Below are 14,961 nucleotides of genomic sequence, written 5' to 3' on the forward strand. Positions count from 1 at the left end.
GCCCGCCGCTCAGCGGTCGAGCTGGCGGGTGATCGCCGGGTCGGTGATCTTGTGGTCGGCGGCGAGCAGGAACGCCTTGCTGAGGATCAGCGACAGCCGCTCGTCCTCGAACGGCAGGAACAGCGCGCCCTGGCCCCGGCCGCTCGCCCGGACGACGCACAGGTAGGCGCCGTCGGGCTCCATCAGCACGTTCGCCGAGCCCAGATGGATCTTGTAGGTGCGCAGCTCGCCCCGGACCACCAGGTAGCGGCCCTCGATCCGGCAGCGGGCGGCGATCTTCGTGCGCGGCAGGATCCGCTCCAGCGCGGCGCGGCGGACCTCGGCGTTCGCGGTCAGCTCCCCGACCGTCGCCCCGCGCCAGTAGGCGGTGAAGCGCTCCTCGCCGCCGTCGGCCCACCGCGGGTCGGCGGCGATGGAGGTGACGGCCGCGAACAGGTCGACGTCGCGCATGGCCTCGCTGAAGACGGCCGGCGGGACGTCGGCGAGCGGCGCCTCCCGCCACCGGCGGCCGCTGCGCCGCTCGAACCGGACCTGGTCGGTCGTCGCGTGGGCTGGGGCGTAGTCGAAGTCCTCCTCGGCGGGCTCGTGGTGGAAGCAGGCCCGCCACTCCCCGCCGCCGAACTCGCCGCGCGCCTCGCCGTTGTAGCCGCCCTGGTGGCGGCCGAGGAAGTTCGACTGCCAGCCGCGCTCCTTGAACAGCGCGTACAGCTGCGCGTAGCGGACGATGTGGGCCGCGAACCGGTTGGAGTACGTGCCGGTCTCCTCCTCGGCGGGGGTGAGCAGGTAGATCTCCCGGAACGCCTGCTTGAACGGCTGCCGGACCTGCTCGTCGGCGACCCGCTCCCGCCAGGCGCGGACATCGTCGAGCGCGGCCCGGATGGGATGCCACAGCCGCACCTCGGCGGGCTTGCCGTCCGCGTCGCCGAGCGCGGCGCGCCAGTCGCCCCCCTCGTCTCGGAACTCCCAGATCAGGCCGCGGGCGAGGACACCGGTGACCGGGTGGTCGCGGTAGTGCTCGCACCATTCGGCGAAGGGCCAGACGCGCTCCTCCGACATCAGCGCCTCGATGCGCGCCCGCTCGCCCGACAGCGTGGCCCGCACCTCCTTGGCGAGCGCCTTCAGCTCCTTGAGCTCCGCCGGGAAGCCGTCCTTGACCGCCGCCGGGGCCGTCCGGGACGGGCGCCCGTCCGGGCCGGCGAAGGTGAGCCGGACGGTCGCCGCGTCCTCGATCGCGACCCGCGCGGTGTGCGCGCCGATCACCCGCTCCGCCGAGCCGTCCGGGGCGAGGCCGTGCGCGGGCACGGTCCGCTCGACGAGCTGCGCGGGCGTGATGCCCTGCCGCCCCGCCGCCGTCTCCAGCGCGGTGTCGAGCTGCTTGCGCAGCGCCCGGTGCCTGGTCTTGGCGCGCAACCGCCACAGCGACTCCAGCGCGGCGGGGTCGGCGAGCGCGGCCAGCGCGTTGATCGACGCGCCCGCGAGCTTGAGGTCCTCCGGGAGGCCGCTGCCGTCCCGTCCCGTGCGCAGGGCCAGGGCCTCCAGGTGGGACGCCGTGGCGGGGCCGGCGGTCAGGGCGGCCGCCCAGACGACGCCGCGCGCGAGGTCACCGTGGTTCTGGTGGACGAGCCCGTAGTACCCGGGCTCCTCGTCCTCGGCGAGGCCGCGGAGCGCGTCGGCGATCGCCGCGCGGGCCGAGGCCGCGTCGGCGAGGGACACGCACTCGCGCCGCCACTTCTGGGAGGGGCGCGGCGCCGACAGGGCCGCCAGATGCCGGACGAACCGGGCCGCCTCGACCGTCGGCTCCGCCTGCGCGAGGTCGCGGAGCCGCGCCGCCCACGAGTCGCGGACGGGGAGCAGCCCGTCGGGGACGAGGGTCTCGTCCAGGGTCTCCAGCAGCCCCCACAGCCGTCCGACGAGCGAGGGGCGGAAGCCGCCCGGGAGGTCCAGCCGGGCGAGCACGGCGGACAGATTCCGCAGCCTGGGCTCCAGGTCCCGCAGGGGCTCGGCGGCGAGGGACTCGGTGGCGGTCAGGGCCGCGTTGAGCGCCTCGGGGATCCGGTTGCCGTCGGCGATGCCGGCGGCGCACTCCAGCAGCACCGCGGCCTCGTCGCGGGACCAGCCTCCGGCCCCGGAGGACGACCGGCGCAGGTCCGAGGCGTACTGCCAGAGCAGCCAGTCGTGCGTGCGCGAGGCGAGCAAGAACGCCACCACGAAGGCCCTGAGCCCGGCGTCCGAGGAGGACGGCAGCCGCTTCCCGAACTCCGTGCGGATGGCCGCCCGCTGCTGCTCGCGCCGCTTGTCGAGCAGCGCGGCGCACTCGCGCTCACCGAGCCGGCCCGAGGTGAGTCGCGGGTCGAGCAGCTCGGGGAAGGCCATCGGCGCGAGGAGGTCGAGCGCCCAGCGGGCGTCGGCGAGGGCGGCGAGCCGGACGCCGTCCAGGCCGTCGCCCGTACGAGACTCGGCGACGAGGGAGTCGTGGAGCATGGCGCGATGCTGGCAGACGGGACCGACAGAAACCGGGCGATCGCGACACCTGGTCAGTGACCTCGTGGTCACCTACGCTCGGGGTACCGCAAATAGAACGAGGTTCGGGACGGCCATGGCGCACAGCGTGGTGATCATCGGTAGCGGGTTCGGCGGGATCGGGATGGCGATCCGGCTCCGGGAGGCGGGCGTCCACGACGTGGTGGTCCTGGAGAAGGCCGCGGGACTCGGCGGCACCTGGCGGGACAACACCTACCCCGGCGCGGCCTGCGACGTCCCGTCCCACCTGTACTCGTTCTCGTTCGAGCGCAAGACCGACTGGACGCGCCGGTTCCCGCCGCAGCCGGAGATCCTCGACTACCTGTGGCACTGCGCCCGCAAGTACGGGGTGCTGGACAAGGTCCGGTTCGGCACCGAGGTCACCGAGGCGCGCTTCGACGAGGACGCCGCGCTCTGGCGGATCTCCACGACCGGCGGCGACCTGGAGGCGCGGGTCCTGGTCTCGGCGTGCGGGCAGCTGAACCGGCCGGTGCTGCCGGAGATCGAGGGGCGCGGCTCGTTCGCCGGGACGAGCTTCCACTCCGCGCGCTGGGACCACGGCGCCGACCTGCGCGGCAAGCGCGTCGCCGTGATCGGGACGGGCGCGAGCGCGATCCAGTTCGTCCCGGAGGTCGCGAAGGAGGCGGCGGAGCTGCGGCTGTTCCAGCGGTCCGCGCCCTACGTGATCGACAAACCGGACCGGGTGTACCGGCCGTGGCAGCAGGCCGCCATGAAGCACGTCCCGGGGCTGTGGGAGCTGAACCGCGGCTACACGTACTTGGCGTACGAGGCGCGCGCGCTGGGCTTCATCAAGTACCCGAAGCTGATGGCGATGCTGGAGAACCGCTTCAAGAACACCCTGAGGGACGGCATCGACGACCCCGTGCTGCGGGACGCGCTGATCCCCGGCTACCCGATGGGCTGCAAGCGGATCCTGATCTCCAGCGACTACTATCCGGCGCTCGCCCGGCCCAACGTCGACCTCGTCACCGACCCGATCGAGCGCATCACGCCGACCGGCGTCCGGACGGCCCGCCGCGCCTACGACGTGGACGCCATCGTCTACGGGACCGGGTTCCGCTCCACCGAGTTCCTCTCCCCCATGAAGATCGTCGGACGGGACGGCCGGGAGCTGAACGAGGCGTGGCGCGACGGCGCGCAGGCGCACCTCGGCATCACGGTCAGCGGCTTCCCGAACCTGTTCCTGCTCTACGGCCCGTACACCAACCTGGGGCACAACTCGATCATCTACATGCTGGAGTCGCAGTTCCGGTACGTCCTCGGCTGCGTGGAGGCGCTGCGCGGCGCCGGGCTCGCCTGGATCGACGTGAAGCCGGACGTCCAGGACGCCTTCACCCGCGAGATGCGCGAGCGGATGCGCACGACCGTGTGGGAGGCGGGCTGCCAGAGCTGGTACATGACGGCCGACGGCACGGTGGTCAACAACTGGCCCGGGTTCACCTTCGCCTACCGCCGCGCGACGCGCCGACCGGACCCGCGGCACTTCACCGCGCGGCGGGCGGCCTAGGCTCGGGGCATGCCGACCGCCTTCATCACCGGCGCGACCGCGGGCATCGGCCACGCGTTCGCGCGCCGCCTCGCCTCCGACGGGTTCGACCTGGTCCTGCTGGCCCGCGACGCCGAGCGCCTGGACCGCACCGCCGCGGAGCTGCGCGACCACTACGCCGTCCGGGCCGAGGCCCTGCCCGCCGACCTGTCCGCCGAGGACGGGCTGGCCGCGGCCGAGGAGCGCGTCCGCGAGGACGTGGACCTGCTGGTCAACAACGCCGGGTTCGGCAACCGGGGCGTGTTCCTCGACGTCCCGGTGTCGGACGAGCTGACCATGCTGAAGGTGCACTGCGAGGCCGTCCTGCGGCTCACGCACGCGGCGCTGCCGGGCATGCTGGAGCGCGGCCGGGGCGCCGTGGTCAACGTGTCGTCGATGGCGGCGTTCGCGACGCGCGGCACCTACGGGGCGTCCAAGGCGTGGGTGGTGAGCTTCAGCCAGGGCATCGCGGCCGACCTGCGGCAGCGGTCGCGCGGCGGCGTCCGGGTGATGGCGCTGTGCCCCGGCTACGTGCGCACCGAGTTCCACGAGCGCGCCCACATGGACATGTCGGCCCTGCCGGAGTTCATGTGGCTCGACAAGGACGACGTGGTCGACACCGCGCTGCGCGACCTGCGCCGCGGCGCGCAGATCAGCATCCCGGGCGCGCAGTACAAGGCGCTCGCGGGCGCGGCCCGGCTCGTCCCGCGCGGGCTGGTCACCCGGCTGTCGTCCACCACTGGCCGCCGGTACGACTGAGCGTCAAGTAAGCAGTCACTTGCAACGACGGGACGGAGGGGGCAGGCTGAAAGGACAGGTCGATTCGATGGCGCGCCGAACGACATGCCCCGTCCCCCGTCCACCGAGAGGTTCCTCCCGATGGGTTCCGACCTGGGTTATGCCGCCCTCGCCTTAATCGCGACCACCGCCTACTACATCGCGTTCCTGGTGTTCCGGGCGTCCGCGCGCCGGATGGAGCCGCTGCGCGGCAGCCGCCCGTTCCGCGTCGCCCGGCTGATGCTCACCGACCCGGTGTGGCTCGGCGGCGGGCTGCTGCTGTTCCTCGGCCTCGGCTACGAGGTGGTGGCGTTCTCGGCGATGCCGCTCGCCGTCGCGCAGCCGATCTTCGCGGTGGCGCTGGTGATGCTCGTCGCGTACGCGGTGCGCTTCCTCGGCGAGCGGCTCAGCCTCCGCGAGTGGACGAGCGTCGCGCTGTTCGTGCTCGCCACCATGCTGATCGGGCTCTCCGCCACCGAGGAGGGCGAGCTGCACGCCGACGCCACGCTGACCGGCACCCTCGCCCGGCCGTGGCTGATGATCGCCATCTGCGCGCCGGCGGTCGTCATCGCGGCGCTGGTGTGGCTCGTCGGGGACCGCCGGGCGAGCGGCCGGCACGCCCGCAAGCTCGCCGGCGTCGCCTACGGCGTCGGCGCCGGGGCGTGCGCGGGCCTGGCCGAGGCCGGCATCCGCGGCATCGCGATCGTCTACCAGGAGACCGGCAGCTTCCAGGCGGTGCTGCAGTCGGCCTACCCGTGGCTGACGATCGGCCTCGCCGCGATCGCGCTCGGCCAGCTCCAGGTCGCGCTGCAGCGCTGCCGGATCGCGATCGTCGCCGTCGTGCTCACCGTCATCGGCCGGTCGTACCTGCTGCTCAGCAGCTCGGTCCTGTTCGGCGAGGACTGGCCGCGCGACGCGGGCCCGTTCGCGCTGCGGGCCTGCGGGTTCGTGCTGGCGCTGGTCGCGCTCGTGCTGTTCCCCCGGCACGAGGAGCCGGAACCGGCCGCCCGCGACACCGTGCACGCCGCCCTTGATCCCCGTACATTGCCCAGATGGCCCTCCACTCCCGCCGGTCCCTCCTGACGGGGGTGCTCGGCGCGCTCCTGGCGCTCCCGCTCCTCGCCCTCCCGCCGCTGTCGCCCCCCGCGTCCGCCGTCGTGGGCGGCGCCCCCGCCTCGACCTCCGCCTACCCGTGGCTGGCCGCGGTCGGGTCGCCGGTCTTCTTCGTCCGGCCGTCCGGGCAGTTCTGCGGCGGCGCGCTGATCAAGCCGGACCGGGTGCTCACCGCGGCGCACTGCGTCTCGCTGTTCCGGTCGCTGCCCGGCCTGCTCACGGCCACCTTCGGCCGGGACGACCTGGTCGGCTCGGGCGGCGAGACGGTCGCGGTGCGGTCGGTGCGGCTGCATCCGCAGTACCGGGAGACCTCGTTCCAGGACGAGACCGTCGGCCACCACGACCTCGCCGTCCTCACCCTCGCGCGGCCCGTCCGCCGCCCGCTCGCCGTGCTCGGCCCACCCGGAGCGGCCCGCACCGGGCGCATCGCCGGCTGGGGCTTCACCTCGGAGAACGATCTGTTCAACACCCGGTTGCGGGCGGCGGACCTCCCGCTGCCGGGCGACGCGGCGTGCCGGCGGGCCTACGGCGACGCGTTCGACCCGTCCGACATGCTGTGCGCCGGGTCCGGCACCGCCGACTCGTGCCAGTTCGACAGCGGCGGGCCGCTGCTGGTCCGCGGCCGCGTCGCCGCGCTGACGTCCTGGGGGTACGGCTGCGCCAAGCCCGGCTACCCCGGCGTGTACGCGCGGCTCGACTCCCTGCCGTGACCGCGGCTTGAACCCGCGGCGCCGCCGCTGGATGCTGCTTGCATGCGCGTGCTGGTGACGGGGGCGGCGGGGTACATCGGGTACGCGGTCGGGCGGCGGCTCGCCGCCGCCGGGCACGAGGTCGACGGGCTGGTGCGGCGGGACGCCGGGCTGCCGGCCGGGGTGCGCGCCGTCCGCGGCGACCTGCTCGCCCCGGACGGGCTGCCGCGCGGCCCCTACGACGGCGTGTGCCACCTCGCCGCGCTCACCCGCGTCCGCGAGTCGTTCGAGCGGCCGCTGCCGTACTTCACGGCCAACGTGCAGGGCACGGTGAACCTGCTGGAGGCCGTGGCCGCGGACCGGGTCGTGTTCGGCTCCACGGCGGCCGTGTACGGGACGCCGGAGCGGCAGCCCATCCCCGAGACCGAGGCCACCGCGCCCGCCAGCCCGTACGGGGCGTCGAAGCTGGCCGCCGAGCAGGCCGTCCGGTACCACGCCCGGACGGGCGCGATCGGCGCGGTGGTCCTGCGCACGTTCAACGTCGCCGGGTCCGTGGACGGCCGGATCGACCCCGACGGGACCCGGCTGATCCCGGCGGCCCTCGCCGTGGCCGCCGGGCACGCCCCGCACCTGGACGTCAACGGCGACGGCCGGGCCGTCCGCGAGTACCTGCACGTGGACGACCTCGCCGCCGCCTACGTCCGGGCGCTGGAGGCGGTCCGCCCCGGCGAGGACCGCGTCTACAACGTCGGAAGCGGCGCCGGCGCCGCCGTCCACGAGGTCGTCGCGGCGGTCGAGGCGGTGACCGGGCGGCCGGTGCCGGTGCGCCGCCGCCCGGCCCGGCCGGAGGCGCCGGTGCTGGTCTGCGACGCCGCCGCGATCCGCGGCGAACTCGGCTGGCGGCCCGAGCGGTCCGCCCTGCCGGAGATCATCGCCGGCTCCTGGGACGCCCTGACCCGCGCGGACGGCTAAACTCGCCGGCGTGTCGGAGCCCAAGTTCGAAGTCCAGATGCTGCACGACCGCGTCATGATCAAGGTCGAGAAGGACAGCGGCGAGCGCCGCAGCACCGGCGGCATCGTGATCCCCGCGACCGTCGAGCAGGGGAACCGCCTGGTGTGGGGCGAGGTCTGCGGGGTCGGCCACCACGTGCGGATCGTCAAGCCCGGCGACCGCGTGCTGTTCCACCCCGGCGACCAGTACGAGGTCGAGATCCAGGGCGAGAACTACCTGGTCATGCGCGAGCGCGACCTGCACGCGATCGCCAGCGAGCGCCCCGAGCACGGCACCGGCCTCTACCTCTGACCGCGTTCCCGCCCGTCCGCCTGCTGATTTTCACTAGTGGATATGCATAAACTCGGGCCATGGACGACCGCGAATGGGTGGACGCGGAGCCGGCGGCGGCCGAGGCGGGGCTCGGCGGCAGCCGCGCCCGGGTCCTGCGGGTGGTCCGCGAGGCGGGCGCCGCGCCGCTCGGCGTGCGCGAGATCGCCGAGCGGGCCGGGCTGCACCCCAACACCGCGCGCTTCCATCTCGACGGGCTGGCGGAGGCCGGCCTGGTGCGGCGGGTGCCCGAGGGCCGCGACCGGCCCGGCCGCCCGCGCATGGTGTACCGCGCGGAGGAGCCGGACGGCCGGCACAGCTACCGGCTGCTCGCCGAGATGCTGGCGAGCCTGGTCTCCGGGATGCTGCCCGATCCGGAGGGCGCCGCGATCGAGGCGGGCCGGGCCTGGGGCCGCCACCTCGCCGATCCGCCCGCCCCGTTCCAGCGGCTCGGCACGGCGGAGGCGCTGGAGCGGCTCGACCGGATGATGGCCGGCATGGGCTTCAGCCCCGAGTTCGAGCAAGGCGCCGACCACCCGGACCCGGATCCGGAGGAGGTGCGCATCCGGGTGCGCAACTGCCCCTTCGGCACCGTGGCGGAACGGCACGCGGACGTCGTGTGCCGGCTGCACCTCGGCCTGATCCAGGGGGCGCTCGCCGAGATGGGCGTCCCGCTGGCGGCGGACCGGCTGGACCCCCTGGTCGAGCCGCACCTCTGCCTGGCGTACCTGCGCCGCACCCGCGACGCCGGCCACTGAGCGACCGCACGCGGGCGGGCCCGCGGGTCCTTTCGGATCCGCGGGCCCGCGTGCGGGGACGGGGTGCGCGTCACCCGCTCTCGCCGGCGGGTTCCGCCGGGGTCTCGGCGGGCCGCCGGCGCGAGCCGCGCAGGGCCAGCAGGATCCCGGCGACCAGCACCAGTTCGGCGGCGCCGCTGAGCACGTCGAGGACGCCGACGGCCTCCGCCTCCCCCGGCTCGGGCCCGAACGGCAGGCCGCTCGTGCGGCTCACCGCCCACAGGGCGAGGACGCCGAGGTTGACGGCGAGGCCGGACAGCAGCACCGGCCGCTCGTCGCCGGTGTGCGCGAGCACGGCCCAGATGAGCTGGAACATGCCGACGGCGCTGAAGAACACGCCGTACGCCCACCATTCGTCGAGGTGCTCCGGCACGACGGCGTAGTGGATGAGCGCGGCGAGCACGGACCCGGCGGCGGCGGCGCGCCTGGCCGTGAGTGCGGGCGAGGACGCCGGGACGGCCGTCCCCGCGGTGTCGGTGGTTGTCATGGTCACCTCCATGGGTGCGGGTCAGCCGACCTGGAAGACGCCGAGGCCGCCGGCGGCCATGTTCTTCATCCTGTGGCCGAGGAACGGGTAGGTGCCGGCGTCGGGGAGGGTGAACTCGACGAAGCCGCCCTGGGTGGGCTGGAGGTCGAGGACCTGCGCGCCGCCCTTCTCCTTGTTGTCGCGCCGCAGCGTGTAGGCGCCCTCCTTCCAGACCGTGTCGAAGATCGTCCCGACGACATGGAAGGCGATGTTCTCGTTGGGGCCGCCGTCGTCCACCCAAACGCGGACCCGGTCCCCGGGCTTCACCTTGATCGGGGCGTGGACGTACTGGTTGTGGTAGCCGTTGAAGACCACCGCGTCGTACTCGCCGGCCTGCATCTTCTTCAGGTCGCCCGGCTTGCCCTGCGGCCCGAGGTAGAGCTCCGACTGGATGAGCACCAGCTCCTTGTCGACCTTCGGCAGGTCCGGCGGGTCGACGATCAGGGCGCCGTGCATGCCGTTGCCCATGTGGTAGATCATCGGGTCGGACCCGCAGTGGTAGGTGAAGATGCCGGAGAACTGCGCCGTGAACTCGTAGACGAGCGTCTCGCCGGGCTTGATGGTCCGCATCTGGACGTTCGGCGCGACCTTCGAGGCGTGGAAGTCGATGGAGTGCCCCATCGAGCCCTTGTTGACGAGCTTGATCCGGAAGGTGTCGCCGACCTTGCCGCGCAGCGTGGGGCCGGGCGCCGTGCCGTTGTAGGTCCACCGGGTCTGCTTCACCCCGGGAGCGACCTCGATCTCCTTCTCGGTGACGGTGAACGTCGCCTCGTGGACGTCCTTGCCGTCGTTGACCGGTGCCGTCGGGTCGAACGGCTTCCATCCGGCGGCCGGCTTCGCCGCCGGGTCGATCTTGGCGTTCGCCGTGTCGCCGGCGGTGCCGGCTCCCGCCGCAGCGGCCGCGGTGGTGCCCGCCGCCTTGGTGCTCTCACCGCCGGTCACGGTGATCTCGACGAGCATGCCGGCGTCCTTGTGGCCCGGGATGACGCACCACGCCTGGGTGGACTCGGTGAGCACGCCCCAGTGCTGGGTCTCGGACTTGCCCGGTTCGAGCTGCTTGTTCGTCTTGCCCAGCAGGCTCAGGGTGTGCGCCTGGCTGCCCTTGTTGACGACGTTCACCGTGATGTCGGCGCCGGCCGGGACGGTGACCTTGTTCGGCTTGATGTACATGTCGCCCTCTTCGAAGTCGAGGGTGACCTTCTTGCCCTTCCCGGGAAGGGCCGCGCCGCCCGCGGCGGGCGCCGCGGCGCCCTCCTCGGACGAGGCCAGCGCGCCGTGCTCGTGGCCGCCGGGCGCGGCGCTGACCATGAGCAGCCCGACGATCAGGCCGAGCGCGAGCGCCGCGCTGATGACGGGCATGAACCCGTTCAGCGCCGCCGTCCAGCGCCTGCGGGCGGGCCCCGGCGGTCTGCCCGGTGCCGGACGGTCCGGCTCAGGGGTTGTTGTGGACATCGACTCACTCCAGGTGTGCGGGGGGAATGGGGGGTTCGGGCGGTCCGAGCCGGGCCGTGATCAGGTGATCTGCATCTCCATGACCAGGCCGAACATGCCCTGGGAGCCCTCGGCGTGCGGGAAGATGTGGCAGTGCCAGATCCACTTGCCGGGCTGGTCGGCGTGGATGAGCACGGTGTAGCGCTCGCCGGGCGCGACGTTGACCGTGTCGGCCTTGTAGGTCTGCTCCAGCGGGAACCCGTCCTTGGCGATGATCACCTGGTCCACGCCGTGCAGGTGCATCGGATGCGCCATCGTGCCCGCGTTGACGTAGGTGACCTGCACCCAGTCGCCCACCCGCGCCTTCAGCGGCTTCGTCGCCGGGAAGGACTTGCCGTTCAGGGTCATCCCGATCACGCCGGCGTCCTGGATCTGGATGATCTGCTTCTGCGCGACCTTCTCCTTGTGCGGGGTGGGGACGTCGCCGAACTGGATCGCGCCCCACAGGCCGCTGCTCACCTGCTTGGTGCCGTTGTAGTGGGAGTGGTACCAGGTGTCCGCGATCCGGGTCACCGGGAACTCGTAGGCGAACGTCTTCCCCGGCTTGATGGAGTCCTGGGTGACGTTCGGGACGCCGTCCATCTTGTTGGGCAGCTGGATGCCGTGCCAGTGGACGCTGGTCGGCTCGGGCAGCTCGTTCTTCACCACGATGCGGACCTTGTCGCCGACGTCGGCGCGGATCGTCGGGCCCGGCACCATGCCGTTGAAGCCCCAGGCGTCCACGACCTTGCCGGGCTCCACCTCCCATTTCACGGCCTTGGCCGTCAGGTGGAACTCCTTGGTGCCGTCCGGCAGCACCGTGGGGGCGAGGTCCTGCCCGCCCTGGCCCTTGGTCGCCGCCGGGAAGCTCTTGTCCCGCTTGGCCATGGCGTCGTCCATGGCCTTCCAGCCGTCCGCCCCGCCGGCGCCCGACGCGTCGTGCGACGTCCCGTCGTGCTCCGCGCCGGGCGACGCGGCCGCCGCGGCCGGTTCCGCCTCGTGCGCGGACCCGGCCGAGTGCGCCGCCTCGGCCGGGTTGCCGCGCGGGAGCGTCCACAGCGCCACGGTCAGCGCGACCGCGAACGCGAACGCCGCGACGAGCACCCTCGATCTTGCTCCGTCCATCCTGCCGACCCCTTCCGGGCCTATTTTTTACTAGCAGGCTAGTTTTTATTGGAGAAAGAGCGGGCGCGTCCAGAGCGGGGTGCTGTGAGGCGCCGCACACCGCCGGCGGGCTCGCAAAGTCGCTGGTCAGTGAGGTTGACGCAATGGAGGGGTCAGCCTGCGGGGCGGCTCGGCGGCCCCGCTGCGCCCCAGGGATTTACACCAAATACACTGGTTTTTTTACCGCCGCCCGCTCGGACGCCGCGGACGGCGGCGAACGGCACCGGCTTCCTCGAAGCGGCTCGTCCCCCGCGCGACGGCTGCGACACTCCCCTGCGGAACGGGACGGACCGCCCGTCCGTCGAACCGGCACACCGAGCACTGGAGGAACCGATGGGCGACGGGATCGAACACGACAGGTCGGGCCAGCTCAAGCAGATCGAGAGCGGGCTGATCCCCGGCGAGCAGATCATCGCCGTCTACGACGCGGTCGGGGCCGGCACCGGGTTCATCGGCCTCACCGACCGGCGCGTGATCATCCAGGACAAGAGCTTCGCCGGCAAGAAGTACGCGATCACCAGCGTGCCCTACTCGAAGATCACCTCGGTGAGCGTGGTCAGCAACAAGTCGTGGGCCGGGTCCTACTTCTCCACCGGGTCGATCGCGATCAACGTCGGCACGCACACCTACGAGGTCGAGTTCCGCGGCAGCGACAAGAGCCACCACGTCCACAACGTGATCCTGCAGTACATCTCGTAGCGCGTCACACGACGGTCGCCGCGGTGGAGCCGGCGCGGTTCTTCGTCACGCGGAGCTGGGCGGGGATGCGGGCGCGCAGCTCCGCGACATGGCTGACGATGCCGACCGCCCGGCCGCCGTCGCGCAGGCCGTCCAGGACGTCCATGACCTCGTCGAGCGTCTCCTCGTCGAGGGTGCCGAACCCCTCGTCGACGAACAGCGTGCCGATCTCGGCGCCGCCCGCCTCGGCGGTGACGACGTCGGCGAGCCCGAGCGCCAGCGACAGCGACGTGATGAACGACTCGCCGCCCGACAGGGTGACGGGGTCGCGCTCCAGGCCCGTCCAGGCGTCGGCGACGCGCAGGCCGAGGCCGCCCGCGCCCTTCGTGCGGTCGCCCGCCGCCCTGTCGGTGGTGTGGACGAGGGCGTAGCGGCCCCCGGACATGCGCGACAGCCGCTCGTTCGCGGCGGCGACGACCTGCTCCAGGCGCGCGGCGAGCACGTACGCCGACAGCGACATCGCGTGCCGGTTCGCGGCGTGCTTGCCGGACGCCAGCCCGGCGAGGCGCTCGGCGACCTCGTACCGCTCGGCGGCGGGACGCCACGCGCGCACCGCCGCGCCGAGGTCCGCGCGCAGCTCGGCGAGGCGCTCGCAGCGCTTGCGGGCGCGGTCGGCGGCGTTCGCGGCCGCGGTGTGCGCCGCCTCCGCCGCCCGCACCGCCGCTTCGAGCGCGGGCAGATCGGGCGCGGGCGCGGCGGCCGCCGCGGCCAGCGCCGGATCGCCCAGCAGGGCGCGGACCTGCGCCTCCTCGTCGTCGAGGTGGCGGATCCGGTCGCGCAGGACGCCCTGGTCCTCGTCGGACAGCGCCGCCTCCTCGACCTCGTCGGGCGTGCCGAACCCCTGCTCCGCCGCCTCCTGCCGCGCCTTCGCGCGGGCGGCGGCCAGCTCCTCGTCGGCGCGGCCGGAGGCGCGCAGCGCCTCGACGGCCTCGGCGAGCGCGCCGGCCTCGCGGCCGAGGCGGGCGATGCGCGCCTCCAGCGTCGGGTCATCGCCGCGCGCCTCGTCCAGCTCCGCCGACAGCCGGGCCCGCTCGTCGGCCAGCTCCCCGTCCCGGATGCGGTTCTCGGTGAGCAGCCGGGACACCTCGTGGCGCTCGGCGCGGGCGCGGTCGAGTTCCTGCTCGTGCCGGTGCAGGGCGGCCTCCAGCTCGGCGGCCTCGACGGCCCGCGCCGCCGCGGCCTCCAGCGCCCGCTCGGCCTCGGCGAGCTCCGCCGCGAGCGCCTCGGCGGGCACGTCGCCGGCGGCCTCCAGGAGCTGGTCGCGCTCGGACCGCCGCGACTCCACCTCGCCGGTCCGCCGCTCCCGGAGCGTCTGCGCCGCGTCGTAGGCGGCCTGGGCGCGCTCGACCTCCTCCTCGGAGGGGACGACGGCGAGCGAGGCGACGGGCGCGGGATGCTCGGTGGATCCGCAGACGCGGCAGGGCTCGCCGTCCTTCAGCTCCCCGGCGAGGACGGCGGCCATCCCGTCCAGGCGCGCCTGCCGGAGCTCCTGGGCGCGGTCGCGGGCCTCCTGGGCGGCGTCGACCGCGGCGCGCTGCGCCTCCTCCGCCTCGGCGAGCAGGATCTCGACCCGGTCGCGGCGGTGGGCGGCGTCCAGCCTGCGCCGGACGTCGTGGACGGCGGCCTCGGCGCCGCGCACGCCCGCCGCCGCGACCCTGGCCTCGTCCAGCTCGGCGCGGCGGGCGGCCACGATCGCGGGGAGCTCCTCCAGCGCCGCGGCGGTCCGCGCGTCCCGCGGCTCCAGCCGGCCCAGCTCCGCGGCGAGGGCGTCGCGCTGCCGCTCGACCTCGCGGAGGCGGGCGGCGGCGGCGCGCATGCGCTCCAGCGCGGCGGCCTCGTCGCGGCGGTCGCGCTCGGCCTTGGCGAGGACGTCCTCCGGCGCCTTCGGCGGCAGCAGCGACGCCGCGCGGGCGCGGGTCTCCTCGGCCCAGCGGCGCGCCTGCACCGCCCGGGCGTGCCGGTCGCGGACGTCGCGCACCAGCGGGACGACCCGGTCGGCGCGGGCCGCGGCGTCGAGCCGGGACGCCGTCCGGGACTTCTCCTCCGCCCGGCCGGCCAGCGCGTCGCGGCGGGCGACGGCCTCGGCGTGCCGGCGGCGCCGGTCGGCGAGCGCCTTCGCGTCGTCGAGTTCCGCGCGGGCCGCCCGGAGCGCCTCGGTGACGCCGGCCCGCATGGCCTCGACGGCGGCGCGGACGTCGGCGTGCCCGCCGGCCAGCTCCGCCGCCCACGCTGGCAGCGCCTCGACCTCGGCGAACGGCTCGACGGCGGGTTCGCCGCGGCGCGGCTGCGGGACGGCCGGG

13 protein-coding genes are annotated in these 14,961 nt (G+C 74.2%); 8 read left to right on the plus strand and 5 right to left on the minus strand.

The window, feature by feature from the left end; all coding sequences use genetic code 11:
* Window positions 1-9: 9 nt before the first annotated feature.
* Window positions 10-2,481, minus strand: a complete 2,472-nt coding sequence (locus AB0K34_RS33410) for a DUF4132 domain-containing protein (protein ID WP_364552949.1) — start codon at window positions 2,479-2,481, stop codon at window positions 10-12.
* A gap of 115 nt (window positions 2,482-2,596) precedes the next feature.
* Between AB0K34_RS33410 and AB0K34_RS33415 the strand changes: the two genes are divergently transcribed.
* The 7 genes from AB0K34_RS33415 (at window position 2,597) to AB0K34_RS33445 (ending at window position 8,724) form a co-directional block, all read left to right on the plus strand.
* A complete protein-coding gene (locus tag AB0K34_RS33415) occupies window positions 2,597-4,048 on the plus strand; it encodes an NAD(P)/FAD-dependent oxidoreductase (protein WP_138638831.1) in 1,452 nt (483 codons plus the stop codon).
* A 9-nt stretch (window positions 4,049-4,057) separates the two neighbouring features.
* A complete protein-coding gene (locus tag AB0K34_RS33420) occupies window positions 4,058-4,825 on the plus strand; it encodes an SDR family oxidoreductase (protein WP_138638832.1) in 768 nt (255 codons plus the stop codon).
* A 120-nt stretch (window positions 4,826-4,945) separates the two neighbouring features.
* A complete protein-coding gene (locus AB0K34_RS33425; protein ID WP_138638833.1) occupies window positions 4,946-5,926 on the plus strand; it encodes a DMT family transporter in 981 nt (326 codons plus the stop codon).
* On the plus strand, window positions 5,896-6,666 hold the full coding sequence (locus AB0K34_RS33430) for a serine protease (RefSeq protein WP_301177328.1): 771 nt from the start codon (window positions 5,896-5,898) through the stop codon (window positions 6,664-6,666). Before AB0K34_RS33425 ends, AB0K34_RS33430 begins: the two co-directional genes overlap by 31 nt.
* Window positions 6,667-6,708: 42 nt before the next feature.
* On the plus strand, window positions 6,709-7,617 hold the full coding sequence (locus AB0K34_RS33435) for an NAD-dependent epimerase/dehydratase family protein (RefSeq protein ID WP_138640559.1): 909 nt from the start codon (window positions 6,709-6,711) through the stop codon (window positions 7,615-7,617).
* Between the two features lie 10 nt (window positions 7,618-7,627).
* Entirely contained in the window at window positions 7,628-7,948 is a 321-nt protein-coding gene (locus AB0K34_RS33440; RefSeq protein ID WP_089326083.1) for a co-chaperone GroES, read from the plus strand.
* Window positions 7,949-8,007: 59 nt separating this feature from the next.
* A complete protein-coding gene (locus AB0K34_RS33445) occupies window positions 8,008-8,724 on the plus strand; it encodes a helix-turn-helix domain-containing protein (RefSeq protein WP_364552950.1) in 717 nt (238 codons plus the stop codon).
* A 70-nt stretch (window positions 8,725-8,794) separates the two neighbouring features.
* Here the strand turns inward: AB0K34_RS33445 and AB0K34_RS33450 are convergent, their stop codons facing one another.
* From AB0K34_RS33450 to AB0K34_RS33460, 3 genes are read right to left on the minus strand one after another with little or no spacing between them, the layout of a single operon-like run.
* Complete coding sequence (locus AB0K34_RS33450; protein WP_364552951.1) at window positions 8,795-9,250, minus strand: hypothetical protein; 456 nt, start codon at window positions 9,248-9,250, stop codon at window positions 8,795-8,797.
* Between the two features lie 21 nt (window positions 9,251-9,271).
* Window positions 9,272-10,741: a multicopper oxidase domain-containing protein gene (locus AB0K34_RS33455; RefSeq protein WP_364552953.1), complete on the minus strand. Its 1,470-nt coding sequence runs from the start codon at window positions 10,739-10,741 to the stop codon at window positions 9,272-9,274.
* Between the two features lie 60 nt (window positions 10,742-10,801).
* A complete protein-coding gene (locus AB0K34_RS33460; protein WP_301177331.1) occupies window positions 10,802-11,884 on the minus strand; it encodes a multicopper oxidase domain-containing protein in 1,083 nt (360 codons plus the stop codon).
* Between the two features lie 372 nt (window positions 11,885-12,256).
* Between AB0K34_RS33460 and AB0K34_RS33465 the strand changes: the two genes are divergently transcribed.
* Window positions 12,257-12,622 carry a PH domain-containing protein gene (locus AB0K34_RS33465; protein WP_138640554.1) on the plus strand — a complete coding sequence of 122 codons (366 nt, stop codon included), beginning with the start codon at window positions 12,257-12,259 and terminating at the stop codon, window positions 12,620-12,622.
* Between the two features lie 4 nt (window positions 12,623-12,626).
* Here AB0K34_RS33465 and AB0K34_RS33470 read toward each other — a convergent pair.
* Window positions 12,627-14,961, minus strand: a 2,335-nt coding sequence (locus AB0K34_RS33470; protein WP_364552955.1) for an SbcC/MukB-like Walker B domain-containing protein, incomplete at its 5' end; no start/stop codon positions are given.

Origin of the sequence: Actinomadura sp. NPDC049382, from assembly GCF_040677125.1 — a bacterium.
Lineage (GTDB): Bacteria > Actinomycetota > Actinomycetes > Streptosporangiales > Streptosporangiaceae > Spirillospora > Spirillospora geliboluensis.